At 36.3% G+C, this 25442-nt stretch carries 23 protein-coding genes; 2 read left to right on the forward strand and 21 right to left on the reverse strand.

Annotated elements, in window-relative coordinates; genetic code table 11:
- Window positions 1–95: 95 nt before the first annotated feature.
- From HMPREF2810_RS08095 to HMPREF2810_RS08135, 9 genes are all read right to left on the reverse strand, one after another.
- Window positions 96–944, reverse strand: a complete 849-nt coding sequence (locus HMPREF2810_RS08095) for a LicD family protein (RefSeq protein WP_002425972.1) — start codon at window positions 942–944, stop codon at window positions 96–98.
- Window positions 945–959: 15 nt separating this feature from the next.
- Entirely contained in the window at window positions 960–1718 is a 759-nt protein-coding gene (locus HMPREF2810_RS08100; protein ID WP_002419740.1) for a glycosyltransferase family 2 protein, read from the reverse strand.
- Between the two features lie 134 nt (window positions 1719–1852).
- Window positions 1853–3250 carry a sugar transferase gene (locus HMPREF2810_RS08105; RefSeq protein WP_002356909.1) on the reverse strand — a complete coding sequence of 466 codons (1398 nt, stop codon included), beginning with the start codon at window positions 3248–3250 and terminating at the stop codon, window positions 1853–1855.
- Between the two features lie 105 nt (window positions 3251–3355).
- Window positions 3356–4657, reverse strand: a complete 1302-nt coding sequence (locus tag HMPREF2810_RS08110) for an EpaQ family protein (protein WP_010715339.1) — start codon at window positions 4655–4657, stop codon at window positions 3356–3358.
- Between the two features lie 28 nt (window positions 4658–4685).
- The gene (locus HMPREF2810_RS08115) at window positions 4686–6689 is read right to left on the reverse strand and encodes a DUF7657 domain-containing protein (protein ID WP_002425975.1); all 2004 of its coding nucleotides are present in this window, start codon (window positions 6687–6689) and stop codon (window positions 4686–4688) included.
- Window positions 6690–8831 (reverse strand): glycosyltransferase family 2 protein, encoded by a 2142-nt coding sequence (locus tag HMPREF2810_RS08120; protein WP_010715341.1) that lies wholly within the window; start codon window positions 8829–8831, stop codon window positions 6690–6692.
- Window positions 8832–8842: 11 nt separating this feature from the next.
- Window positions 8843–11986 (reverse strand): glycosyltransferase, encoded by a 3144-nt coding sequence (locus tag HMPREF2810_RS08125; RefSeq protein WP_070635600.1) that lies wholly within the window; start codon window positions 11984–11986, stop codon window positions 8843–8845.
- Window positions 11976–13193 (reverse strand): ABC transporter ATP-binding protein, encoded by a 1218-nt coding sequence (locus tag HMPREF2810_RS08130; protein WP_002356901.1) that lies wholly within the window; start codon window positions 13191–13193, stop codon window positions 11976–11978. Before HMPREF2810_RS08130 ends, HMPREF2810_RS08125 begins: the two co-directional genes overlap by 11 nt.
- 12 nt (window positions 13194–13205) lie before the next feature.
- Complete coding sequence (locus tag HMPREF2810_RS08135; RefSeq protein ID WP_002356900.1) at window positions 13206–14000, reverse strand: ABC transporter permease; 795 nt, start codon at window positions 13998–14000, stop codon at window positions 13206–13208.
- Window positions 14001–14246: 246 nt separating this feature from the next.
- On the opposite strand from HMPREF2810_RS08135, the gene HMPREF2810_RS08140 reads away from it, so the two are divergent.
- A complete protein-coding gene (locus HMPREF2810_RS08140) occupies window positions 14247–14588 on the forward strand; it encodes an EamA family transporter (protein WP_002356899.1) in 342 nt (113 codons plus the stop codon).
- Window positions 14589–14661: 73 nt separating this feature from the next.
- Here HMPREF2810_RS08140 and HMPREF2810_RS08145 read toward each other — a convergent pair whose 3' ends face one another.
- The 12 genes from HMPREF2810_RS08145 to map form a co-directional block, all read right to left on the reverse strand.
- Entirely contained in the window at window positions 14662–15012 is a 351-nt protein-coding gene (locus HMPREF2810_RS08145) for a DUF2304 domain-containing protein (RefSeq protein WP_002356898.1), read from the reverse strand.
- On the reverse strand, window positions 15012–15737 hold the full coding sequence (locus tag HMPREF2810_RS08150; RefSeq protein ID WP_002379615.1) for a glycosyltransferase family 2 protein: 726 nt from the start codon (window positions 15735–15737) through the stop codon (window positions 15012–15014). The genes HMPREF2810_RS08145 and HMPREF2810_RS08150 overlap by 1 nt, the downstream gene beginning before the upstream one ends.
- 58 nt (window positions 15738–15795) lie before the next feature.
- Window positions 15796–16638, reverse strand: coding sequence for a dTDP-4-dehydrorhamnose reductase (rfbD, locus tag HMPREF2810_RS08155; protein WP_002356895.1), 843 nt, complete (start codon window positions 16636–16638; stop codon window positions 15796–15798).
- 93 nt (window positions 16639–16731) lie between these two features.
- On the reverse strand, window positions 16732–17760 hold the full coding sequence (gene rfbB, locus HMPREF2810_RS08160; protein ID WP_002359895.1) for a dTDP-glucose 4,6-dehydratase: 1029 nt from the start codon (window positions 17758–17760) through the stop codon (window positions 16732–16734).
- A 24-nt stretch (window positions 17761–17784) separates the two neighbouring features.
- A complete protein-coding gene (rfbC, locus tag HMPREF2810_RS08165) occupies window positions 17785–18357 on the reverse strand; it encodes a dTDP-4-dehydrorhamnose 3,5-epimerase (RefSeq protein ID WP_002356893.1) in 573 nt (190 codons plus the stop codon).
- Window positions 18358–18369: 12 nt separating this feature from the next.
- Complete coding sequence (gene rfbA / locus HMPREF2810_RS08170; RefSeq protein ID WP_002364387.1) at window positions 18370–19236, reverse strand: glucose-1-phosphate thymidylyltransferase RfbA; 867 nt, start codon at window positions 19234–19236, stop codon at window positions 18370–18372.
- Between the two features lie 121 nt (window positions 19237–19357).
- Window positions 19358–20071, reverse strand: coding sequence for a glycosyltransferase family 2 protein (locus tag HMPREF2810_RS08175; protein ID WP_002384299.1), 714 nt, complete (start codon window positions 20069–20071; stop codon window positions 19358–19360).
- A gap of 3 nt (window positions 20072–20074) precedes the next feature.
- Complete coding sequence (locus HMPREF2810_RS08180) at window positions 20075–20902, reverse strand: glycosyltransferase (RefSeq protein ID WP_002376950.1); 828 nt, start codon at window positions 20900–20902, stop codon at window positions 20075–20077.
- Complete coding sequence (locus HMPREF2810_RS08185; protein WP_002419750.1) at window positions 20902–21690, reverse strand: glycosyltransferase family 2 protein; 789 nt, start codon at window positions 21688–21690, stop codon at window positions 20902–20904. Before HMPREF2810_RS08185 ends, HMPREF2810_RS08180 begins: the two co-directional genes overlap by 1 nt.
- A gap of 121 nt (window positions 21691–21811) precedes the next feature.
- On the reverse strand, window positions 21812–22948 hold the full coding sequence (locus HMPREF2810_RS08190) for an MraY family glycosyltransferase (protein WP_002366956.1): 1137 nt from the start codon (window positions 22946–22948) through the stop codon (window positions 21812–21814).
- A gap of 106 nt (window positions 22949–23054) precedes the next feature.
- On the reverse strand, window positions 23055–23966 hold the full coding sequence (locus tag HMPREF2810_RS08195) for a YihY/virulence factor BrkB family protein (RefSeq protein WP_002384297.1): 912 nt from the start codon (window positions 23964–23966) through the stop codon (window positions 23055–23057).
- A 15-nt stretch (window positions 23967–23981) separates the two neighbouring features.
- Window positions 23982–24746 (reverse strand): type I methionyl aminopeptidase, encoded by a 765-nt coding sequence (gene map / locus HMPREF2810_RS08200; RefSeq protein WP_002384296.1) that lies wholly within the window; start codon window positions 24744–24746, stop codon window positions 23982–23984.
- Between the two features lie 174 nt (window positions 24747–24920).
- Here map and HMPREF2810_RS08205 point away from each other — a divergent pair, with 174 nt between their 5' ends.
- Window positions 24921–25364, forward strand: a complete 444-nt coding sequence (locus tag HMPREF2810_RS08205) for a flavodoxin (protein WP_002356885.1) — start codon at window positions 24921–24923, stop codon at window positions 25362–25364.
- Window positions 25365–25442 lie beyond the last annotated feature (78 nt).

Genomic DNA, 25442 nt, shown 5'->3' on the forward strand with positions numbered 1-25442 from the left:
CAATTACGCTTTTTTAACATTCCTATATCAATTTTTTACTTTTAAATGGTAAAAAGATGAAAACAGATCTTTAATCGATTGTTTTCATCTTTTATTTATTTTTTAAGATATTCTGTGTATGATTTTTTAGTATCAACAATTAGCGCTTCATGATGGGGTTGGCGATCTTCCTCTGGTGGCAATTGCATATAATCCCCAAAAACCTCTGTTAAGTAGCGCTTGTAGCCCACTGGTATTGGCATTTTTGTATCTTCAAACGGAACAAAAATAGCAGATTTAAAATCTTCCAAATGATAAATATTACCCATGTAGCGTGGTCCGACACATAATTCTGTGACATAAGGAGTTGAGCCAAAGGAATATTTGGTCATTCTTTTTTCAGCAAAGCGCCAAATATGATAGCGAACCTTTTTCGATGGAAAAATATTCAATAATACTCGACTCCCCGTTGCTAAAATGCCACCATGTTTTTCTGGTACCACTTGTGAACAGAATAAAGCATAAATTAATGCCCAAATTTTTTGTTTCTTCCTTTGAAAATTTCCTTTTGGCGCACCATCTAAAGGAAAAATATCGATAGGAATACCATGAGGAATTGCCAATCCATCTTGATAGGTTTTAATAAACGTTGTCTGTGCATCCCTAATTGTCATAAATGAATTATGATCATTATACGTTTTTGAAGCAACTAACAATGGATACCGCTCTGCATCTGCATATTTAGGCCAAAGCACTTTTAATTTTTCATAATCTGGTCTTGGCATAAAGAAATCTAAGTCATCATCCCATGGAATAAAGCCTTGACTGCGGATTGCTCCAATACAACCGCCTCCACAAAAATAACAGGTTAGATTATGTTCTTCACAAAAAGCTACAAAATATTTTGACATGCGTAAAACAACTTGTTGAATTTCTACTAATTGCGTCTGTGTTGTTTGTTCCACTTCTCCTTTTCCTCCCTATTCATTCTTTGCATATTTAAATGTTGTATAGAATAAAAAACGCATTAAGTAGAATGAACTCTTAATAACTGAAAACTGTTCATTTTGACGCAAAATTTTCCAAACCCAACTGATTGTATTCCATTTGTTAGAAGATGTAGAGGTGGTTAGCTTACGATAAATGGCTAATTTTTCGTTAATAAAATAAACCGTATTTATTTCTTTCAAAATGTTTAACCAAGTAGCATAGTCTTCATGTTTTAAATCCGGCATTAAATGGCGTTTAAGCAGCTTAGACTCAACCACGACCGTTAAACAGCCGATAGTATTTGTTTTTAAAAGATCTTGATAGCTTTGTGGTCCCTCACTAAAATTACGCTCATGAGTAATTTTGCCCCCTTCATTACATACAAAATAAGAACTACATGTAAATAAAAGTTTTTTTTCTTCCATCCACTTGATTTGAACTTCTAATTTATTAGGAAGCCATAGATCATCACTATCTAAAAAGGCAATATATTGTCCCTTTGAAGCTTCAATTCCTTTATTTCTGGTCTTTGCAATGCCCATGTTCTGTTCATTTTTCAGTAAAAAGATTCTTGAATCTTTTTCCATAAAGGCAAGTGCAATATCAATAGAATCATCTTTACTTCCATCATCAATGAGTAATAATTCCCAATTCTGATAGGTTTGTTCCAGAACGCTTTCAATAGATTTTGATAAAAATTTGCCTGCATTGTACATAGGCATAATAATTGAAACAAGTGCTGTTTCCATTTGTTCACTCCTCGTTGCATTTTATGTAAGAATGTAACAGTTTATATTATCGCATAGCTCTTTTATTATTTCAACGTTCCTTGTTTCCAAAAAAAGTTTGAGACATAAGCTTAAATAACTTATGTCTCAAACTTTTAACGGTAAATTCTAATAGCATTCTCTTTACAATAATCCATCGTCAATTCTTCACGTTCTTCAGACTCATCCAATCCTCTTGATGATACTTTATCAAAGAGAATTTTGATGGTTTGAAGCAGAATTTTCATATCCAATAGTAATGAATAATTCTTGATGTACAGTAAATCAAAGTTCAATTTACTATTGTAGTCAGAAGCATACTTCCCATAAACTTGGGCATAGCCGGTAATCCCCGCACGTACATTGTGACGTAAATAGTAATTCGGGTTTTCCTGATTAAATTGATCAACAAAGAATGGTCGTTCAGGACGTGGTCCGACAATAGACATATCTCCGCGAATAACGTTGATTAGTTGTGGCAACTCATCAATACGTAAAGCGCGCAAGTATTTACCAACTGTAGTGACGCGACTGTCGTTACTTGTAGATAAGACTGGACCTGATTTTGCTTCCGCTGTTGCCGACATCGTTCTAAATTTTAAAATCGAGAACTCACGTTGATCTAATGTAATCCGAGTTTGTTTGTAAATCACTGGTCCCGGTGAGGTTGCTTTGACTAAAATTGCTGCAATAAGCATTAAGGGGGAGGTAATCACAAATAGGCAAACAGAGACTAAAATATCGAATAAACGTTTAATAAAATTCTCTTCTGGTTGGATTTCAAAATTTGAGACTTCGATAATACTTTCATCTTCAAAGTTCATCATGTTTGGTTTTAGCATAATTAGATTTTCAAAACTTGTATCTAAAAAGATTTTTTTCTTGTGTTTGACAATTAATTGATACAATTTTACTTTTTCGTTCTCATCAACATTACTTGAAATATAAACAATATCGATTTCATCGATAATTTTTTTTAAGTTTTCATAGTAATTGCTGACAACAACGCTCGTTACTTTATGCTTGTTATTTTTATCAGACATAAAGTTTTGAATTGACCGCATAACTTGATTTTCTTTACCTAGTAAAACAACTTTTCGCTCATTGCTGACCTTTAAGTAAAGATAATAAACAAGAATTCGCCAAAGACTTAGAACAATAATTCCGATTATAAAGGAATATCCTAAAACAGAACGCGGGAACGTAAACCAACGTCCGGCAAATGTCACAATCATAATCGTTAAAGTCATTAAAATTTGACCAATCACCGTGACAAAAATGATGTCACTAATTTTGCGATTATAAAAAATATACGCACCTAACAACAAATTCAAAAAGATAAAAAAGATTGAAATGTAAATTGCAGATTTTTCATAAGCCACAAAGTTAAATGAAGGAATTTCTCGGCCAAATTTCACCATAAACCCTAAGATGATTGATAAATTATAGAGCAAAACGTCTGCTAAAATAATTACAATTCGTCTTGCATTACTCCATTCACTTTTTGATGTCATTAAAAACTTCCTCTCTTCACTTCCAGTAATTACATTATTTGTAATAACATGCAATCCCTATATTACCATAATGTCAGCAGACAAGAAAGTTCTATAGGATGAAAATTATCTGCGATGTCTTTGGACACGACTTAATTCTTCAGGTTGATCCCAGCCCTCTTCGTCAACAGGTGTTATTGGGCGCTCTTCATTGCTAACAGGACTTGTTTGTTTCATTCGTTTTCTTCTTTTAGGCGTCGTTGGTCTTTCATGTCTTCCTCGTTTTTTCTCTGGCCGGAAGTAGAAGGCTAGGCCAAGGAAACTATAAACAATCGGCATCCAATGAGGCGCTAATAAAATATCTTCCATAAATGAATGAATCCAGATTAAAAGGAAGCCTAAAAGTAAACTAACTTGCAAACGATCCAATGTTTTTTTGCGGAAACCAATCAATAAAATCATACTGACTAAAAAACCAAATAAAATCAGATAGCCAATGACACCAAAATTACTTAATGTAAATAGAAAAGCATTATGTGTCCCCAGCGGTTTCCATGAGGCCACAAAAGGCTCCATACCGACTTTAATATGTTGAGGATTAGATAACCATTTAGCAAAAAACTCATGCCAAATTCGTTCTCTTCCTGTAAATAAATCAACAGTATCCGATTCCGCACATAAGTAAAATAACAATGGTCCCAATGCAGCTACTCCGACAAAACCAAACAGCCAAACTTTCGAACGTTGCAAGAAACGTTTTGGTAAAAGATTATCCACCAGAATAAAACCAACTAAAATGGCAAAAGAGGTTTTTGATTGACTGACCCATGTACCTAAAACACCACCAATGTATACAGGTAAAAGCAGCAGGTTAAAAACCTTATTTCTATATGCTTTGATCAAACTACTGGCCATCATTGTTGAAAACATCAACGTGGCACCAATCGTATTGGTATTAATCCAAATACTTTCTAGTTTATTTGATTCTTTAAAAATTTCGTCTGCTGGAATCAACTGAGGCAACTCCACGGACATCCGATACAAAGTCGCACTCAAAGCAACTAAAGAGACAATTAATAAAAGCGTTTGATCCAAACGATCAAAGACACAAACTTTAAAACAAAGGACCAACAAAATAATTAAAGGAATCATTGTATCTGTTTGCATCGTGCTATGACGGATTGATTCCGTAAAGTGAAACAAGAGCCAGGTGGCTAGCGCCAACGCTACGGTCAGCCAGTCAATAAATTTTAATTTCGTACAATTTAATAGCAGTACAAGTATTACTGCTATTAATAATAAAATTGAACTATTGGCATACATATATTTTGTGACTGGCGCATCAATTCCTACGACCCACATCGTATACGAGCCGATCATTGTAACTAATAAAATAAGTCGACCGATTCTATTCAATACTTTTCCCATATTCAAACCTCATTCCATGAATGAATCACTAGTCGTTTATTCGATAAATATATGCCCCGTTCTGATCAGGTCCATATAATTTTTCAAAATGAATCGTTGGTGTGTCTAACGGTTCTAATGGTTTATAAACGACCGCATATTTAATCCCATATTCTTTTAATTTTTCTGGAGATAAACGAGCAATAATCGCGTCTTTTTGCATCAACTCTAAAACAGGAGTCTGATTTCCTACTTCAACATTGATGTGCGCATAGCGATTATAAATAAATGTGTCTTTTCCTTTTGGATCTAATGGTTTCCAAGCCTCTAAGTCAGGTGTAAAAGCGACACCGTTAAAGGTATGCACACCTAACATTGGCAAATAGCCATACATCAAGCGTTCGCCCACCCACAATTGGTTGGGGTCTTTTTTGTTAATTTCTTCCACTTCTACCGCTAATTTTTTTCCATAGACAGCAGAAACGCCACGAGAAATTGGATTTACAAAGGCTCCAGAAACCATAATGATTCCTAATAAGACAAGGACAAATAACGTGCGCCAACGTTTAAATAAAGCAACAATTAAAACGGTAGCGACAACCAAGACACCAATGATGTCCATTCGTGTAACGTATAACCGTAAATTGCCCGTATATAAAACAAAGAAATACAGAACAACATTTAATCCTAGCGCCCCTAACCAGGCCATCATTGGAATTTTTGCTTGACGATTCCATAAATAATCGATGAACCATAAACTCAACAACACAGCGGCAAACCCAAAGGATAACATCGCCCGTTGTTCTGGCACATAAGACCACAATGTCAACTTAGCAAAAATTGTTGGAAATTGAACGCTCATCCAAACTAAGTTAAATAAACAATACACGAATAAGACAAAACCGTAAATGTTTTCTTTTATTTTTTTATAAAAAATAAATGGTGAGAGCGGCAAAATAACAAAAAATAAATGATAAAAACTACTGATTTCCGAATTATTGGAATATGGAACGTCTTGAAACGGTAATTTCCAGTTTGTTAAAAATAACAAAATATCTCGTTTGGGTATATCGCCACCTAAACTTACCCGTTTTCCTGGATAAGCGGTATCCATTACTGCTTTTAAGGAATCCAATGAGCCATATAGCGATCCGCCAACAATAATCGCCGTCATCAAGAGTGCCCCACCTATCAGGACCCCATCCCACTTATCCAACTTAATTTTTTTACGAAACTCTAAAAAGAATAAAATTAAAAATAATAAAATCAAATAACCAAGTGGTACTTGTAACGCAGGATAAATAACTAAAACAAATCCTGAGGCCATAATAACAGCCGTTATCGCACAAATGACACGACGTCGAACACTACTATGATAATAGAAATAATTATAAATTCCCACTAAAAAACCTAAGCCAAAAAATACTAAATCTCCAACTGGCGAGACAAACCACCATTGAAGGGCCGAAGAAAACGGAATCCAAACACTTGCTAACAAAGCTAAATATTTATTCCGCCGCGTGACGATCAAACCAATTTCAAAAGAGAATAAAATCAAACCAATTAATTTAAGATTCCAATACCAAGATAATCCATATTCTTTACCCAGCAGCACGTAGCCCCACGTAAAAGGTTTCGCTAACGTGGCCAAATTCCACGCTGGCGAATTATAGCCTACCACCATGTCTTGCCCATTTAACGTAATCACATCATTATGTGTTTTCAAACCCGTTTGTGTTTGAGAGAGACTAAATGGGGTTTGAACGAGCCATTCATCCGAACGAACACCTCTTGGTTCACCAGCAATTAATGAACTTTTTTGTCCATCCGCATATTCAGAAACATACGCATCCCACATGTTTAATGAACTCCCATGGACTTTAAAGGCGACCAGTAAAATAAAAATGACTGCCGCTAGCAGATAGCGCCAGCGTAACAAATGATCAACCAAGCGAGCGCTCTGCTCAGCTTGGTTGCTTAATGGTTGTTTTTCTTTTCTTGTAGTTAGTTGTTGTTCCATCTTTTCGCTCCATTTCGTCATCCGCAATTGCATCTAGTCAATTCGTAATGAAAAGTTGGGAATATCCCTTGTCAGATTAGGATTATAAAATGGATCATTTTCAATTAAAGGTCCCCATTTTTCTTCCATCATCACTTTTTCTTGTTCAAAACGTTTTTTCTTTTTGCCTTTATCATCATATCCACGAGTTTGAGATTCAAAATGATAAAGCTCTGCTTCATGAAGCCAAACATTGTCACGTCCTAAAGCTTGGACTTTCAGGCATAAATCAACATCATTGAAAGCTACGGTAAACGCTTCTTCAAAACCACCAACTGCATCAAAATCTGCTTTTTTCATAAGTAAGCATGCGGCAGTTACTGCTGAATAATTGACATTAATAGCTAACCGGCCAAAATAGCCTAAGTCACCATGGGGATACCCATAATGGCCATGCCCAGCGACACCACCTAATCCTAAAATAACACCTGCATGTTGAACCGTATTATTTGGATACAATAATTTCGCACCTACACAGCCAATCCGTTCTTGCTGAGCAAATGAAACCATCAAAGTTAACCAATTCTCTGTAATCACTTCGGTATCATTATTTAAAAATAACAAATACTCTCCGTGCGCTTTTTTCGCTGCACGATTGTTAATAGTTGAGAAATTGAATGGAATATCGATTGATTCAACGAAAAAGCGGCCAGGCAATTGTTTTTCAAATTCTGCATATAATTCGTGCATTTTTGGATCTGTACTTCCATTGTCAGCCATAATAATCTCGTAATTTTGGTAGGTTGTTTTTTCAATAATCGATGAAACACAACGTTGTACGTCTTTATAGCCATTTTTAGTTGGAATAATAATTGAGACTAACTTTTCAGATTCAATGTCATAATAAACATCGTATAAGCCATTCGCCGCCCCATGCGTTGCATGGCCATTAATTTCTCGACGAACAAGCGCATCTTGCACGGCTCTTAGTCCCGCTTCAAAAGCATAACCTTTGGAACCCTGGTCCACTGCTGTTGAGGTCGGTAGCATCCGCCAATAGTAAAGAACTTTTGGAATATGTTTGATGCGTTCTTTTGTCGTTTTTTCAGTAAATCTTAAGACTAAATCGTAGTCTTGAGAACCTTCGTAACCTTTTCGAAAGCCACCAATTTCTTCTAGAATACTCCGACGATACACGCCTAAATGCGAAATGTAATTGGTTCCTAAAAGTAAATCAGGTGACCAATCTGGTTTAAAGGCTGGATCAGAACGATTTCCATCCATGTCAATCTTATCTTCATCACTATAAATTAAATCCAGTTCTGGGTTTTCATTAAGCACTTTAACCACTTCATAAAAAGCATTGATCGCTAATTCATCATCGTTGTCTAGTAAGGCGACAAATTCTCCGGTAGCAATCGCTAAAGCAGAGTTGGTTGCTTCGGAAATATGACCATTTTGTTCACGAAAGACGACCCGAATTCGCTCATCCAATTGCTGGTACTCTGTTAAAATCTTTTTGACATTGGAATCTGTTGAGGCGTCATCGGCCATACATAATTCCCAATTAGTATAGACTTGATTCAAAATAGAATCAATGCACAACCGAAGCCATTTTTCTTCAACATTATACACTGGCATCGCAATGGAAATTTTAGGTTGATAATGAAATGTTGCGATTTCTTGCGTCATCGCTTCTATGTCTAGTACTTCATTTCTAGCTAACCAGTTAGGATACGAAGCTTGATTTCTTAGTTTCTCAATTTTCGCTCGTTGAATGGTATGAGAAATACCATTTTTAGCCATATACTTAAATCCTTTTTTGGCTTTTATCCAAAGACGAGTTACTTTATCTTCTGTCCCTGGAATCACTGGATATTTTTTATTCAAGGGAAAATCCACCGTTACAACATGTGCTGATGATTGAAAATGAAAAGGGAGTACTTTTTTTTGTTTAATTCCTTCAAGTGTAACAACAAAGCCAGCTTCAATCGCAGGCTCTGTTTGATAAATTTGATTAACATCTTCACGTAAAACGCGCTGAATGTTATAAGTGGACACTTGGTTTTCATTATTAATTGTGAAAGTTGGGCTTTCTTTAGTGATTGTATCCAACGCCCAACCTGTAATGGTTAAATTATTTGTTGCTTTGTCGCGATAGATACTATCAAAGATCACCTTAATGTCTTCATTCATGTGCATTCTCCTTATAGATGTTTCGGATTTCGGTAGGGATCAACTAAAGCTTCCGCGGTCCATTTTTCCGCAAGTTCTTTATAAGATCCTTTTTTATCATGGTTTTGCATTTTTTCGTCTGCTTTCAAAATTGCATAGGACACATATACATTTCGTTTACCAGCGCTAGCAAATTGTAACGATAAATCGACACCCATCCATTCTTTTCCTAAGTTTTCGTTAATTCCTTCTAAATTTAGGTAAAGTTGTTTGTTGAATAGTAAGCAGTCTTCAGTTGCTGCTTGAATATTTCTTGGTAAAGCAATTCTGTAATAGTAACCTAAGCTTTTACCAGGGGTGCCTTTTTCGGGATAAAGTAATCGACCTTTGTCTGTATCAACTGATACTCCTACTGTTTCCACACGATAGCGTGCGTCAACTACGCGGCCAGTCACTAAACCAGAGGTCTCTTGTTGACCAATGTTCATTAACTCTTTTAACCAATCATTTTTCGTTGGTACCAATCCAGCATTTAATAAAGCCACATATTCTCCCTTAGCAGCTTGAATCATGCCATGACGTGTTTCTGTTGAAACATAACGAAGACGGTCATTTTGGATATTTATTTGATTCTCGAAGCGTGCAGGCAATAGAATTTCATAATTTGTATAGGCAGTTTTTTCTAATAATTGACGTAAGTAGCTACTCATATTCTCTGTATCATTCGTAATAATCAATGATACCATCGGCACATGATCATAAAGATAGTTAATTTTATAGGAACCATAAAATTCGGCAATCTCTACTTGTGCTTTTAAGCCACGGCGTTCCGTTGCCGCTTGGACCGCTTTTTGACCAGCTACATAGGCGTAACCTTTGCTTTCAGGGTTTAGAGCAGTCGATGATTCAATGGCACGCCAATGATACATCATACCAGGAATATGCTTGATTTTCGTTGCTTGTTCCGTTGCTCGTAATACGAAATCATAGTCTTGAGCGCCGTTATATGCTGAGTTCAATCCGCCTACTTTTTCTAATAAATCACGTTTCACAACAACAAAGTGTGTAATGTAATTATGGTTTAAAATCAGTTCTGGATTCCAGTCCGATTTGTAAAACGCGTTGAAGCGACGACCATTTTCTGTAATTTTATCTTCATCAGTATAAAGAAAATCAATCGTTGGGTCTGTATTTAAAGCTTTGACCACTTCATATAATGCTTGTGGCGCTAATTCATCATCGTTATCCATGAAACCAACAAAATCGCCAGTAGCAATCGACAAAGCTGAGTTAGTTGCTTCTGAAATATGTCCGTTTTCTTCGCGATAAATAACTTTGATTCGTTGATCTAGTTCTTTATATTTTTCTAGCATGGGCTTAATATGTTCGCTTGGCGATGCATCATCTGCTAAACATAACTCCCAATTTTCATAGTACTGATTTTGTAAAGAAGAAACGCACGCTGCAAGCCATTTTTCTTCGACATTATAAACAGGCACAGCGACAGAAATTTTAGGCTGAAATTGGAACGTTTTAATTTCCGCTAAAACTGCCTCCACGTCAACAGGGGATTCTGCTTTTTCTTGTCGTTTAAAGTACCACTTCACTGAGCCCATCAAACCACGTGTCTGAATCGAACGCCATGCTCGATCAAATTTCGTGCCCGGTTGAACCATGTTTGGACGCTCCACCACGTATTGAACCTTCTGGCCTGATTTGGTGTCAATGTTTAACGTGTAGGCTGGTAAATCTTCTGGATCTTTAATCGTAATGACAAAACCATAATCTTGATCGCCTTCTAATTCAAACATATCAATAACATCCCGACGATATTCTGTTTCCACCGTATAAGTGACTGATTCACTAGCTTCTGCAATACTGAATCTTAGCGGATAATTTGTTTGTTTGTCATACGCCCACCCTCTGATAACAGAAACGTTATTTTCTACATCGCGAGCAATATCATTGATGGTTAAGTTAATCATTTTATCAAATTTAGTTAACGTGATTCGTTTATATTTTCCAGTAGGCATAGGGGCAGTCTCCGTCTGTTTATTCATTTCTTCTAAAAATTGATTTCTTTCATCTAACAGTGCATGAATAAAGGTATTTTCACGTTCTGAATAGTTGCCTTCAAAGAAATAATCAATGGCTACTGTCAGGTCTTTGCCTGCCATTTGTGCATCGGTTACTTCGATTACAGGGACTTGCGTATCTAAGAAATAATAGATATTCTCTTGTACCAGAAAAGCATTCGTGGCTGCGACTGGGACTGTCTCGCCGTCTATCGTCATGGATAATTTGACAATTGCCCCCGTTAAACTTGGGAATAATTTTATCAGTTGGACGTCTTCTGGTATCTTCAGTTGGAACTGTTTTGTTTCAGGTTTTTGTAAATCAACTGGTTGATCCAACTCAGTCTCTTTTTCTTCGCCGCAATTAATTAAAATATGAACGTTTTTTTCATTGTATGAATTTACTGGTGTCACTCGCTCTGGCTGTTCTACTGGTTCAGCAGTCAAGGCAAAAAAGTACTGATACACTTCACCAAAGGGACGCGCTTTAAAAGCTGCTTGTACTTCTACAGGTAACGCTTCATATGTCGTAGGAATTTCGTTGTAGCCAACTTGATTAAATGTAAAATCTTCTTTGGCAATGTATAAACCAACTTCTGCAAAAACTTTTTCAAATCCTTCTTGTAAATAGAATGATTTATGCGTAGCATCCAACAGCCCAGTTTCATTCCACGTTAAACGATTATTAAATAAATCAATTAAGACCGAATTATGCGCCAAATTAGGGAAAGTGATTAAGATTTGACCGCCTGGTTTTAAAAATGGTTTAACTTTTGCTAAGGCGCTTTGAGGATTCATTAAATGTTCCAACACATCCGCAAAAACGATATAATCAAACGTCTTACCAGCAAAGTATTCGACCCAATCATTTTCATCAATATTGCCATAAAAGGCATCTGTTGAAAATTGACTGACATGATCATAAAGTTCTTTGTCTAATTCAACAATTGAGACCTGGCACTTTTTTTCTTCCATCAAATAGCTAGTCATTCGCCCATTACCTGGACCAAATTCCAAGACATCACTATTTTCTTTGATTTGTGCTACGATTTTCCCAACACTGGTACTCTCGTCTGTTTCCATTTCAAAATCATACTTCATCTTTTGTCGTATCCTTCCATTTATGATCTAAGATGACAATTCCTTCTCCGGCATAACGACCGGTAATAAACATCGTCACGTATTTTGTTTTGTAGACTAATGGGACTGTTGCATGTTCCTCAAAGAAAGCAATATCAAAATAATATTCACCTGTTAATAATGACATTTTTTCATATTCTAAATAAAAAACATTCCGTCCTTTTTTCCAAGGAATTTGCACGCCATCTAATAACGTATTTAAGCCACAGACATAATGGTTGTCCACTGTTCGAATAGCGACCCCACAAACAGGCTTCTTAATTTGGTCATTTTTGACAGTATATTCAATTTTTACAATCACTTTTTCATCTTGCGTTACCATTTCTAATGGTTCATAATCCGCATTTAAAAGTTCCGCATGATCCACCTCAATAATATCTGGTGTTGGGGTTTCATCTTTCATGGTCGCTTCGCGGTCAACTGTTTTAATTGATTTCTTTTTCAAAAAGTTTTCGTAATTGGTAGTCACGTCCATCGTATCTCCATATTCAACGACTTTCCCGTGTTGCAACCAAAAAGTTCTATCACAAAAACGACGGATGGAGTTTACATCGTGAGAAACAAATAAAATTGTTTTACCAGAATTTTTAATTTCCGTAAATTTTTCCATACATTTTAATTGAAACTCTAAATCCCCGACAGCCAACGCTTCATCGACAATTAAAATATCTGGGTCCACGTTAATAGCTACCGCAAAAGCCAAGCGGACAAACATACCACTAGAGTATGTCTTAACTGGTTGATACAAATGATCGCCGATGTCAGCAAAATCAATGACATCTTGGACACGCTCTTCCATCTCTTCTCGGGAAAAACCCAAGACCATTCCATTTAAGAAAATATTTTCATATCCTGAATATTCAGGGTTAAAACCTGAACCTAATTCAAGCAACGCTGAAATTTTCCCATTAATCACCATGGACCCGGAGGTTGGTGTTAGTACTCCTGTAATAATTTTTAACATGGTTGATTTCCCAGAGCCATTTTCGCCGACAAAACCAATCATCTCGCCTTTTTTAATTTGCATCGTGACATCGTCTAACGCATAAAACAAATCGTGGTAAGATTTTTTAGTTGGACTAAGCGCTTCTTTAAACCGATCGGACGGCTTTTTATACATGTTGTATGTTTTGGTAATATGTTGGATATCGATTGCATATTCTGACATGTCGTTCTCTCCTTATAGTACATCTGAAAAATGTGGTTTTAAGCGTCTAAACACGGTTGAGCCAATTAATAGTAAAACAATAGTAACTCCCCAGAAATATAAGCTATATTGCCAATGTTCCCAGAACCATGCACCGCCTAAATAAGATTCGCGGTATCCTTGAACAATATAATATAATGGATTGATTTTTAAGATTGTCGCAATCATTCCAGTTGGTTGCCATAAAATTGGCAATGTCCACATAACTGTTTGCATAATGATATTGATAAATTGCATAATATCAGGTAAAAATGGTTGTGTTGAAGCAGTAATCCACGTAATTGCTGTTAAAAAGACTAATAAACAAGCTAAGTAGTAAATTAATTGCAAACTGTACAGACTTGGGTAATAACCGTTAGCTGTAGTAATTACAAAACCAATTAGAATGAAAAACAAGTGGGTGTACAAGTTCGATAAAATTTTAGACGTTGGTAAAATTTGTACATTAAACACGACTTTTTTAACTAAATAACTATATTCACGAAACACATTCGTGGCTGATAATAACGAATCTGAAAAGAAGAACCAAGGTACCATCCCTGTTACTAAATAGACAATGAACGGCATATTGTCGCCTGCTCTAGAACGAAGGCCTACAGAAAAGACAAACCAATACGTCAAAACAGTTACTAATGGCGTTAAAAACGCCCAGACAATTCCTAGTGCTGAACCAGCATACTTGGCCTTAAAATCATTAAATGAAAATTGTAGTAACAATTTTTTGTTCTGAAAAATATTCTTGAAAATTGAAAATGTTTCTTTAAACATATACTTATTCCTTCCGTAATAAACTATTTTTATCTAAAATTTTTGAATACAAAAATGCCATTTTAAACAACATTTCTATTTTATCGATAAACGCCTAGCTTTTCAATAGTAGACCCCTTTTTATAAAGAAAAATTTAACTGATTTCGCTATATTAAAAAATCTTGTCCAATTTTTAGGAGATTATGCTACAATAATGGAGGTCTTGCATTTTTTGCACGGAAACTATTTTTGAGAGAAGGGAAATTATGGTTCTTTTTATTATTTACGTATTTCTGTCTTCTGCTGGTCTGGTCTTATTTAAACTAGGTTCTAGCAGTTTGAACATCCAACTCCAACAAACAATCTTTTCAATGAATATCTCACTTATATCTTTATTAGGTTTATTTTGTTATTTAATTAGTTTTATTTTATGGATGTTAATTATTAGTCGTTCCGATGTTTCTTACATTGTTCCTTTAGGCGTTGCCTGTACAAACATCGCTATTTTAATTGCTTCAAATCTTATTCTAAAAGAGACAATTACAACGAATGCCCTTATTGGTGCTGTGGTTATTATTGTCGGCATTGTGATTATGAATCTTAAATAAAAAAGATCGCTATTCATTGAGCTGACCCTTAAAAATTAGACTTTCAGGTCCAACTTTTAAGGGTCACTACACATTAGCGATCTTTTTTATTTTCTTCAGATTTCATGATAGATAATTCCTGCAATAATGTTTTAATGCGATTTTCGTGTTTTGAAATCAACACAGAATTTTTAATTTCCATAATTAAAAGGACAATCACCGCAGCTGATAATAAGAAGTTTGATGTTGTTTCAAACCCAAAGGCCATTGCTAACCATTCTGCCACATGCGGGAAAATAGCAAAAATAATTAAGACAATTGAGATTAATAACCAAATCAAAGCATTTTTTAGGAGAAAAATATTTTTATTAATCCCTCGAATAATGTATAAGAAAAAGCCAATTGCAAATAAAAATAAAGCTAGCCATAACACGGTTGGTAGCATTAATCTCCCTCCTTCATAAAGGCAGCAATCAGAATTGCTGAGCCGACTTCCAGCATATACTTCACAGAAGCCAAGGCACGAATCGAAGAAACACCACCAAGCCGTTCCATCATATTGACAGGTCTTTCAACAATCACAAAGCGTTTTTTAATTAAGTGAACAATCGATTCTGGCTCGGGATAATTTGTCGGATAACGCTTTGCAAAAAAAGCAATCACTTTCCGATTTCCTGCTCGATAACCAGAAGTCACATCATAAATTGTTTTACCAGAAGCCATTCGAATACAAAAGGATAACAAACGAATACCAAAACGGCGCATTTTCGTACTTTGAAAAGACGCTTCGTTTCCAGGAATGAAACGAGAGCCAATCGAAAAATCACATTTACCCTCTGCTAATGGTTCCAGTAAAATAGGTAAACTATTGATATCATGTTGACCATCACCATCAAACTGAACCGCAACATCATACTCATTTTCTAAGGCATATTTATAGCCGGTCTGTACCGCCCCGCCAATACCTAAATTCAACACTAAATGAATGGCATTAATTTGGTTGGCTTCTAAAATTTGTTTGGTTCCATCTGTCGAGCCATCATTAATTACCACATAATCCAATTCATGTTGAAAATGCGTAACTTCCTGTTTAAATGTTTCAATGGAAGCAATCGTCCGCAAAATGTTTTCTTCCTCATTGTAAGCAGGAATGATTAAAAGTACCTTCATAAAGAGAAACACCTTTCCACTTTTTCTCTAACAAAACCCCTCACTTACACAAAACAATTTATTGTTGAACATTTTCTAACATTTGTGCTAAGGCTTCTTGCCAAGTAGGAATTTTAAAGCCTAACGCTTCTGTTTTACTTAAATCCATGACAGAATATTGTGGTCTTTGCGCCTTTTGTGGAAATTGAGTTGAATCCACTGGCAGTACTTCCACTTCAGTATCTTTTAAAATTTCTTTAGCAAACTGATACCAGCTACAGCTGTTTTCATTAGACAAATGATAAACACCAAATGGTGCTTTTTCTGCAATAACAAATGCCATAAATTCGGCTAACGTTCTTGTCCAAGTTGGGCGGCCAAACTGATCGTCCACTACCGTTAGTTGGTCTCTTGTTTCCGCTAATTTTTGCATGGTAAAGACAAAGTTATGACCGTATTGGCCAAATACCCATGATGTTCGAATAATATAATAGTCGTCCAGGATTTCTTGTACCGCTTGTTCACCTAATAACTTCGTCCGACCATACTCATTTAAAGGATTCGGTTGATCATCAATCGCATAGACGCCTTCTTTTTTAGTTCCATCAAAAATATAATCTGTACTTACATAAACAAGTGTCGCCCCCACTGCTTTAGCAGCTTCTGCAACATGACGTGTGCCATCTACATTCACTTTTTCATCTAATTCCTTGCCTTCGTCTTCTGCTTTATCAACAGCTGTATAAGCAGCACAATGATAAATGACGCTTGGTTGAATTTCTTTCACTTTTGCCAACGTACTATCCGCATCAGTAATATCTAATTCTGTGGAATCCGTTGAAACATACTCAATTCCTTGTTCGTCTAATAGGTGACGTAATTCTGTGCCCAATTGGCCATTTCCACCAGTAATTAAAATCATTTTTTTTCGCTCCTTCTTGAAAAAAAGGCAGGGCAAAGTAACTTTTGTACTTTGCCATCGCCTTTCGACTGTTATCTCACATGTCAGAAAAAATTACTGACCATTTTGTGCATATTTTGCTTCAACAGCTTCTTTATCTGCACGCCACCAGTCTTCATTTTCTGTATACCACTTGATTGTTTCTGCCAAGCCTTCACGGAAATTCGTGAATTCTGGTTCCCAACCTAATTCTTCGCGTAATCTGGTTGAATCAATCGCATAACGTAAGTCATGTCCTGCACGATCGTTGACATGCTCATAGGCATCAACAGGTTGTCCCATTAATTCTAAAATTAATTCCATCACTGTTTTATTGTCTTCTTCACCATCGGCTCCAATTAAATACGTTTCGCCAATTTGTCCTTTTGTTAAAATTGCCCAAACAGCCGAAGAATGGTCGTTTGTATGAATCCAGTCACGAACATTTTTACCAGCACCATAAAGTTTTGGTGTAATGCCACTTAAGACATTGGTAATTTGACGAGGAATAAATTTTTCAATATGTTGATATGGCCCATAGTTATTTGAACAATTTGAAATTGTTGCTTGTAAGTTGAAAGAACGAACCCACGCTTTGACTAACAAGTCAGAGCCTGCTTTTGTTGAAGAATAAGGACTTGAAGGATTGTAAGGCGTTTCGGCAGTGAATTTTTCCCCTTCGCCTTCTCCATGTCCTGGTAAATCTTCTCTTAAAGGTAAATCGCCATAAACTTCATCAGTCGATACATGGTGGTAACGAACATTGTTTTTACGGCAAGCTTCGATCAATGTGTACGTCCCAATCAGATTGGTTTGTACAAATGGGAATGGGTCGTTTAATGAGTTGTCGTTATGCGATTCAGCAGCATAGTGAACGACCGCATCTGTTTCAGCGACTAAACGATTAACTAATTCAGCATCAGCGATATCTCCTACGACTAATTCCACGCGATCACTTGGTAGACCTTCAAGATTTTTTTCATTTCCTGCATACGTTAATTTATCTAATACAGTTACATGAACTTCTGGATGATTCTTTACAACATAATGAACAAAATTTGAGCCGATAAAACCAGCTCCACCTGTTACGATGATTTTTTTCATAATTGAAACTCTCCTACTTTTTTCTTAAATTTCGCCATAGATAAACGGATTTTCCGCTTCAAATTCTTTTAAGGTTGGATGTTTTTGATCCTTTTCTGACGTAATCGCTTTTTCTGGCGCAATTGGCCAATCAATAGCTAACGCTGGATCGTTAAAAGCAATACCGCCGTCTGCTGCCGCATTATAGTAATTGTCACACTTGTACATAAAGTTCACGTTCGGTGTCAAAGTGACAAAACCATGGGCAAAACCTTTTGGTACTAAAAGCTGACGGTGATTATGTTCTGATAAAATGTAGCCTTCCCATTGACCATAGGTTGGACTCCCTTTACGAATATCAACAATCACATCTAATACCGCACCTGTTACAACGCGAATTAGTTTGGTTTGCGCAGCTTCGCCTTTTTGAAAATGCAATCCACGCAAGACACCTGCTTCTGTTGATAATGAATGATTATCTTGGACAAAATCAAAGTCTAATCCATGTTCTGCAAATTTAGCTTTGGAATAACTTTCTGTAAAAAAGCCACGATGATCACCGAAAACATCCATTTCGATAATTTTGACATCTTGTAATTTTGTATCAATAACTTTCACGTTTCTTCGCTCCTATTCTGCTGCTAAACGTAGCAAGTATTGGCCGTAGCCATTTTTCTTCAATGGTTGTGCCAATTCTACCAATTGTTCTTTTGTAATATAGCCCATTCGATAAGCAATTTCTTCCAAACAAGCGACTTTTAAATTTTGACGTTTTTCAATTGTTTCAATAAATGTTGACGCTTCTAATAAGGATTCGTGTGTGCCTGTATCTAACCAAGCAAAGCCACGGCCCATTACCTCAACAGAAAGTTTATTTTTTTCAAGGTAGACTTTATTAACGTCTGTTATTTCTAATTCCCCACGTTCTGACGGTTTGATCCCTTTCGCAATTTCAACCACTTCATTGTCGTAAAAATACAAACCTGTCACTGCGTAATTTGACTTCGGTTGTGCTGGTTTTTCTTCAATAGAAAGCGCCCGCATCTCTTCATCAAATTCTACCACGCCGAAACGCTCTGGATCATTTACATGGTAACCAAAGACTGTTGCCCCTGACTCTTTAGAAGCCGCTCGTTGCAACATTTTTGATAAGCCGCCACCATAATAAATATTGTCCCCTAAAACTAAGCAGACACTGTCATCACCAATAAATTCTTCACCAATAATAAATGCTTGCGCCAAACCATCTGGGCTTTCTTGTACCGCGTATTCGATATGAATGCCTAAATCATGGCCATCGCCGAATAAGCTTTCAAAACGTGGTGTATCTTCTGGTGTAGAGATAATCAAAATTTCATTAATTCCCGCCAACATTAACGTTGACATTGGGTAATAAATCATTGGTTTGTCGTAAATTGGCATTAATTGTTTTGATGTTGCTTTTGTTAACGGATATAAGCGTGTCCCGCTTCCGCCTGCTAAAATAATTCCTTTCATGAACAATCTCCTTAAATACTTCTATTTTTAGTTTCTATAAAACCAAATATCCTTCCCTATTATCGCATTAAGCATAGGGTTTGTCATGTTTTTTACGTAAATTTTACAAATCTGTAAAAGTTTAGCGTTGTTCCTTTAAACGCTGATGTAAAGCTTTTAATAAATTCACACGCCAATTTAATTTTTGTTGGAAACTTGTTTTGGTAATAATAGGGCTGACATTCGCTCCATGTCTTCGGTAAAGCACTAATGGTTCTTTAATGAGACCCGTTTGCTTCTTCCGTGCAGCTAATAAGCCAATCCACATATCATGCATAGGAACTTCTGGCGGAATGGGTAAAATGACATTTTTCATCTCTTGACGAAAGGCCATACCTGCCCCAATATAGCCACTTTTTATCGCATTTCGCCAAAACCCTGGTTTGACTTTTCGGAACTTAAAATAAGAGGGATTGGTAACTTGTAAATCCGCATCAACAATTTTCAAGTCACTAATAACCACTTGAATGTCAGGGTGCGCTTCAAAATATTCTGTCACCGTCGTTACTTTATTTGGCAACCAAACATCATCTTGATCTGCTAAAAATATCACTTCGCCTTTCGTATGCGTAAGCGCAAATGCAAAATTAGCAATCACTCCTTGCCCTGGACCTTGTAACAATTGAATTTGGGGATAATTCGCTGCATACGTCCTCAAAATTTCCAACGTATGATCAGTAGAACCATCATCTGAAATAATTAGTTCATCTTCTTCACTGACTTGTAAAAGAATACTATCTAATTGTTCCGCGAGATATTTTTCTCCATTATATGTCGCAATACAAACTGAGATCATAGATTATCCTTTCATTAACTTGAGAAATTCTGCCAATGTTTGCCGCCAAATTTGGCGATTTTTGACAGTTAAAAATTGCTTACTACTGCGTAAAAATAAATGGCGTCGATGATGGGAAAACTTTTCTTGATCATATCGACGATAAAATAACGTTTCTGCTTCAATAATAGAGCGATAACGTTGAGGACTCATTGTACGATAATCTAAAACAGACAATTCTTGTTTTAGGTGGATTGGTAAGACTTCAATCTTTTTATTGGCTTGATTCAATTGATAAAAGAACCAATGATCTAAATAGTCCAAAGGAAATTCTTCCGAAAATCCTTCCAACCAGCGCAGTGTTTCTGCCGTAATGACTGTACCAGAATTGATAGCCATCAACGGTTGGTTGGCTATCCCTGCTGTTGGCTTTGCTCCTTTAAGTCCAACATATTGATCACTATATACTGGCGAAATTTGTTGTCCATTTGCTTCTACAATTGGAACATAGACTGCCACAGTCGGATCTAACGGCATGATGATCAACGTATCAAAATAAGAAGCTGGTACTTCTGTGTCTTGATCAAGGAGCAACAATAATTCACATTGATTCGTTTGACTAAAAGCAATCGCTTCATTATAAGCGGTCGCTAGGCCTGGATTATCAGGATTATGTCGATAAGTAACATTTTGTTGTAAAAATAATGCATCTTCTTGAGGAAGTGGGCTGTTGTCATAAATAAATAAGTGCAATTCGGGATGATTTACCACTTCTTTTAATAACAAATAATTCGGCGTATCAGCCATTTTCATTTGATATAAGACGATGACTACCGCTAATCTTTGACTCATTAAAAGAACCTCCAGCCCCATTTGTTAAAAAATTTCCCCATTGATTGCATAAAGATTTTAAACAATTTTCGACTTTTATGGGCGCCCTTTTCATACATGTGAACAACCGTTTCAAAAGGCGTATAGAGAATCCGATAGCCTGCTTTGCCAAAGCGTAAACATAAATCGTTGTCTTCAAAGTACATGAAGAAACGTTCATCGAACCCACCAATTTCAACGAATTTTTCACGATCAATCAACATAAAACAGCCTGAGCCCATTTTAATATCCGTTGTTTCTGTATCCGACAAATCGCGACATTCATAAATACTCAAACGTTTATCAAAAATTTTCTTTACAAATTGAAAGGGAATAAAACGTAACATATAATCGAAAACATCTAATTTTTGACGAACTAAATATTGCGTCGTGCCATCTTCATTTAGCACTTTAGGGCTAACGACTGCAATGTTCTTATCTATTTTGATACGGTCTAATAGACGATCAAGCACGTCTTTAGTAACCAAAACATCGGGATTAAAAATAATTGCATACTTTGTCGAAGCATTGAATAACACTTGATTATGACCATGACCAAACCCTTGATTTTCTTCAGCGCGATGGATAGTAATAAATGGTTCATATGTTGTTAATTTTTCAAGATACGCTGTTTCAGAATGATTGTCATAGATATGAATATCATAGATACTATTAGTACCTAGTTCGGCTTTTAATTGGTCTAATACATTAAAAATGTAACGACTATTATAAGTGACAATCGAGATTGTTACCATTTCTTGCATGCTCATTTCTCCTTACTACTGAAACATCGTCTTAAAAAAAAAGCATATGTTTCACACATATACTTTTTTAAGTTTAATGGAATTATATCATAGGTTCACGCTCTCGCAAAGCAACCTAAAGATTTCTTTACTTTCTCTTAGAATGCTTGCCAAGTCGCTTTTTCATTTGCTCCTGACGATATTCACGATTCCCTAAAATCCGTAACAAATACATCAACGGTTGATGCCCTTCGCCAACTAGACCGATTAATTCAATAAATAATTCTAAGCCAATTAAACAAAAGACAATTAATAAAATTGATGCTACTGTACTTGAATAGCTGAACAATAAAGAAACAAAGGAAAAAACTAACGCTAACGCATAAATAGTCATGACCGCCCCTTTATGGGTAAAACCTAAAGATAACAAGCGGTGATGCAAATGCATTTTATCTGCTGAGGAAATGGGCTTCTTGTTCAATAGCCGTCGAATAATTGCATAAACCGTATCCGTAATTGGCACACCTAAAATCACCATTGGCGTAATTACCGTAATAAACGTAGCATTTTTTAAGCCCTGTAACGACATTACTGCAATCATAAACCCGAGGAATAACGCCCCAGTATCTCCTAGAAATATTTTAGCCGGATAAAAATTGTATGGGAAAAATCCCGCAATGCTAGCAACTAAAATAAAAATAACAATTGGAATATAGACCGTTTTAGCATGTAGGAAAAAATACCCTGTAATACCAATCGTGGTTAATCCAATAATGGATACGCCTGATGCTAAACCATCCAAACCATCAATTAAATTTACTGCATTCGTAATCGCTAAAATCCACAATAAAGTTAATGGTAAACTAAACCAGCGCAAATCAATCATTCCAACAACTGGCAACGTCACAAAATCTATCCGAATTCCAGCAACAAAATAAATAACTAATGCTGCTAACAAAATACCGATTGTTTTTTTCATTGGAGTAATCTCTTTAATATCATCAATGAGGCCTGTCAAAACAACCATTCCACCAGCCAAAATAATCGGCCAAATATAATCTTGTGGGATAATCGAACGAAAAATCAATAAACATGAACTAGCAAAAGCAATGTAGATTGCAAGTCCTCCTGCTGTAGGCATATTTTTGGTATTGATTCGTCGCTCTCCTGGTGCATCGTAGGCGCCAATCCGAAACGCTAGAAGCTTAACAAGTGGTGTTAATAGCAAAGATAAGATAAATGTCATAAATAAACGTATTAAAACTTCATAAATAAATAGTGACATAGTCGAACCCACTTTCTTCTCGTTCAGGGTATATTATACCGTAAACTGAAGCATTTACAAGCTGAAACATGTGTTCTGGCAACGGTTTAGACTTTTTTAAAGAAATCTATTTATTTTTCTTTTTAAACCATCTAAACAAGCGTTGTTCAAAACTTGGTTGTTTCTTTTCTTTATCTCCAGATAAGTATTCATCGACGACAGCGTTGACAATTGCTCCTAAAATAATAATCGTGGCAGCAAAATTCAGCCATAACATCAAGATGATAAAACTCCCGATGATTTGATAACTTGCGATTCTAGAACTAAAATATTTTACGTACAAACCAAAAATTTGTGATAATAGCATCCAACCGACTGTCGAAAAAATAGCCCCTGGCAAAATAGAACGTAACGATAATTTCCGATTAGGAACGACCGCATAAATCAAACACATAATCACTAATAAAACAACGGTCGTTAACGGCCATTTTAACGCTTGGAAAGTATCGATCACAGACGTTGAGTAATGGAAAATTGGTTGCAGTAATTCAATAATGTACTGACCCAGACCTAAAATTACTACTACACCAACAATCGCTACCATAAATAACAAAATAACTAAAAATGAGACCACTCTTACGAGAATAAAATTTTTCCTTTGTTCGACACCAAAAGCTTTATTCATCGCGTTTTGTAGTGCATTAATACTTTGACTGGCACTCCAAAATGCTGCTAAAGCGGAAACAGAAAGCAACCCGCCTGAACGTTGAGTCAGTAGTGAACGAATCGCTGGTTCTAAGTTCTTATAAACATCTTTCGGAATCGCCTCTGCAATATAAGGCAACACAGAATTAGGGTCGATTCTTAAATAAGGTAAGACATTACCTACCGCAATCAGTAATGGAAACAGCGAGAGTAATAAATAATAGGCAACAACCACTGAGCTGTTGCCTATTTCGGCTGTGACCATGTGACTTTGCGTTGTCTCAATAAAACGCATCAAAGATTGATTCTTTTTGATGTTGTCGAGAAACTTCATCACACACTCTCCTTATTAATAAGTCAATTCTTCGCCTTGTGACGTTAAGATTCTTGGACCTTCTTTCGTAATCGCTAATGAATGTTCATATTGACAGCTTAGACCGCCATCTTCAGTATAAGCAGTCCAACCATTTGGGTCCATTTTCATGCGCCAAGTTCCTGTGTTAACCATTGGCTCAATGGTAATAACCATTCCCTCTTTTAAACGTAGTCCTTTACCTGCTTCACCATAGTGAGGAATCATTGGACTTTCATGAATAGTTGGGCCAATGCCGTGGCCTACAAAGTCGCGAACAACCCCATAGCCTTCTCCTTCTACATACGTTTGAATTGCATGACCAATGTCGCCAATTCTATTTCCTACTTGTGCTTGGTCAATTCCAAGATATAGCGCTTTTTTGGTTACTTCCATCAAGCGGTCAATTTCAGGTGTTGATTCACCCACGACATAAGACCAGCATGAATCAGAGATTGCGCCCTTTAAGTCGACACACATATCTACTTTGATTAGGTCGCCATCTTTTAATACTTTTTTACGAGGAAATCCGTGGCAGATTTCGTCGTTGATACTACAACAAGTAGCATATTTGTAACCTTCATAGCCAATTTGAGCCGCCACGCCACCATGACTTTCAATAAAGGCTCTCACAAATACTTCAATATCCCAGCTTGTAATGCCAGGTTTAATAAACGTCCGTAAATGACGGTGAACATCCGCTAATAATTCCCCTGATTCATCCATCATTTCAATTTCTCGTGGTGATTTTAATGTAATCATACTATCTCTCCTAAACTTGTTTCATTCAAATTATTTTATCACATTTTTTGCAAAAAAGATTGTTCAAACACCAATTTTCAAAAAGTCCCTTAATAAAAGCACTCGCTAGTCTTTTATAAGAAATGCGCATCTGCTATAATAAGTGACAGAATTGTATGAGGGGGAAGAAAGTTTATGACGTTAGCTAAAATTGTGTATGCAAGCATGACTGGGAATACAGAAGAAATTGCCGACATTGTTGCAGAAGCATTTGAAGATTTAGAATTAGAGGTTGAAATTGATGAGTGTACGCAAGTCGATGCCGCTGATTTTGAAGAGGCCGATATCTGTGTAGTAGCTACATATACGTATGGCGATGGCGATTTACCTGATGAAATTGTCGACTTTTATGAAGACTTACAAGAAATTGATTTATCAGGAAAAATCTTCGGCGTTTGTGGTTCAGGAGACACGTTTTATGATGATTTTTGTAAATCGGTGGACGACTTCGAAGCAGTCTTTACTCAAATTGGGGCAAAAAAAGGCGCCGACAGCGTTAAAGTTGATTTAGCCGCTGAAGAAGACGACATCCAACGTTTAGAAGAATTTGCGAAAAAATTAGCAACTGCCGCAGAATAACTACGTTGAAATAAATAAAAAAAACACCAGAGAAAATGGCTAGTTGAGCCGACCCCCAAAAGTTAGACCTAGAAATCT

The sequence above is a fragment of the Enterococcus sp. HMSC078F03 genome, assembly GCF_001811595.1.
GTDB lineage: Bacteria > Bacillota > Bacilli > Lactobacillales > Enterococcaceae > Enterococcus > Enterococcus faecalis.

Excerpts from the sequence above, each read along its gene's own strand:
- HMPREF2810_RS08195 (WP_002384297.1), bottom strand. The coding sequence starts at position 23,966 with ATGAAGTTTCTCGACAACATCAAAAAGAATCAATCTTTGATGCGTTTT.
- HMPREF2810_RS08185 (WP_002419750.1), bottom strand. The coding sequence starts at position 21,690 with ATGAGCATGCAAGAAATGGTAACAATCTCGATTGTCACTTATAATAGT.
- map (WP_002384296.1), bottom strand. The coding sequence starts at position 24,746 with ATGATTACATTAAAATCACCACGAGAAATTGAAATGATGGATGAATCA.
- HMPREF2810_RS08180 (WP_002376950.1), bottom strand. The coding sequence starts at position 20,902 with ATGAGTCAAAGATTAGCGGTAGTCATCGTCTTATATCAAATGAAAATG.
- HMPREF2810_RS08135 (WP_002356900.1), bottom strand. The coding sequence starts at position 14,000 with ATGTTTAAAGAAACATTTTCAATTTTCAAGAATATTTTTCAGAACAAA.
- HMPREF2810_RS08120 (WP_010715341.1), bottom strand. The coding sequence starts at position 8,831 with ATGAATGAAGACATTAAGGTGATCTTTGATAGTATCTATCGCGACAAA.
- rfbA (WP_002364387.1), bottom strand. The coding sequence starts at position 19,236 with ATGAAAGGAATTATTTTAGCAGGCGGAAGCGGGACACGCTTATATCCG.
- HMPREF2810_RS08105 (WP_002356909.1), bottom strand. The coding sequence starts at position 3,250 with ATGACATCAAAAAGTGAATGGAGTAATGCAAGACGAATTGTAATTATT.
- HMPREF2810_RS08100 (WP_002419740.1), bottom strand. The coding sequence starts at position 1,718 with ATGGAAACAGCACTTGTTTCAATTATTATGCCTATGTACAATGCAGGC.
- HMPREF2810_RS08130 (WP_002356901.1), bottom strand. The coding sequence starts at position 13,193 with ATGTCAGAATATGCAATCGATATCCAACATATTACCAAAACATACAAC.
- HMPREF2810_RS08125 (WP_070635600.1), bottom strand. The coding sequence starts at position 11,986 with ATGAAGTATGATTTTGAAATGGAAACAGACGAGAGTACCAGTGTTGGG.
- rfbB (WP_002359895.1), bottom strand. The coding sequence starts at position 17,760 with ATGAAAAAAATCATCGTAACAGGTGGAGCTGGTTTTATCGGCTCAAAT.
- HMPREF2810_RS08190 (WP_002366956.1), bottom strand. The coding sequence starts at position 22,948 with ATGTCACTATTTATTTATGAAGTTTTAATACGTTTATTTATGACATTT.
- HMPREF2810_RS08145 (WP_002356898.1), bottom strand. The coding sequence starts at position 15,012 with ATGCTACCAACCGTGTTATGGCTAGCTTTATTTTTATTTGCAATTGGC.
- HMPREF2810_RS08205 (WP_002356885.1), top strand. The coding sequence starts at position 24,921 with ATGACGTTAGCTAAAATTGTGTATGCAAGCATGACTGGGAATACAGAA.
- HMPREF2810_RS08175 (WP_002384299.1), bottom strand. The coding sequence starts at position 20,071 with ATGATCTCAGTTTGTATTGCGACATATAATGGAGAAAAATATCTCGCG.
- HMPREF2810_RS08150 (WP_002379615.1), bottom strand. The coding sequence starts at position 15,737 with ATGAAGGTACTTTTAATCATTCCTGCTTACAATGAGGAAGAAAACATT.
- HMPREF2810_RS08110 (WP_010715339.1), bottom strand. The coding sequence starts at position 4,657 with ATGGGAAAAGTATTGAATAGAATCGGTCGACTTATTTTATTAGTTACA.
- HMPREF2810_RS08140 (WP_002356899.1), top strand. The coding sequence starts at position 14,247 with ATGGTTCTTTTTATTATTTACGTATTTCTGTCTTCTGCTGGTCTGGTC.
- rfbD (WP_002356895.1), bottom strand. The coding sequence starts at position 16,638 with ATGATTTTAATTACTGGTGGAAATGGCCAATTGGGCACAGAATTACGT.
- HMPREF2810_RS08115 (WP_002425975.1), bottom strand. The coding sequence starts at position 6,689 with ATGCAATTGCGGATGACGAAATGGAGCGAAAAGATGGAACAACAACTA.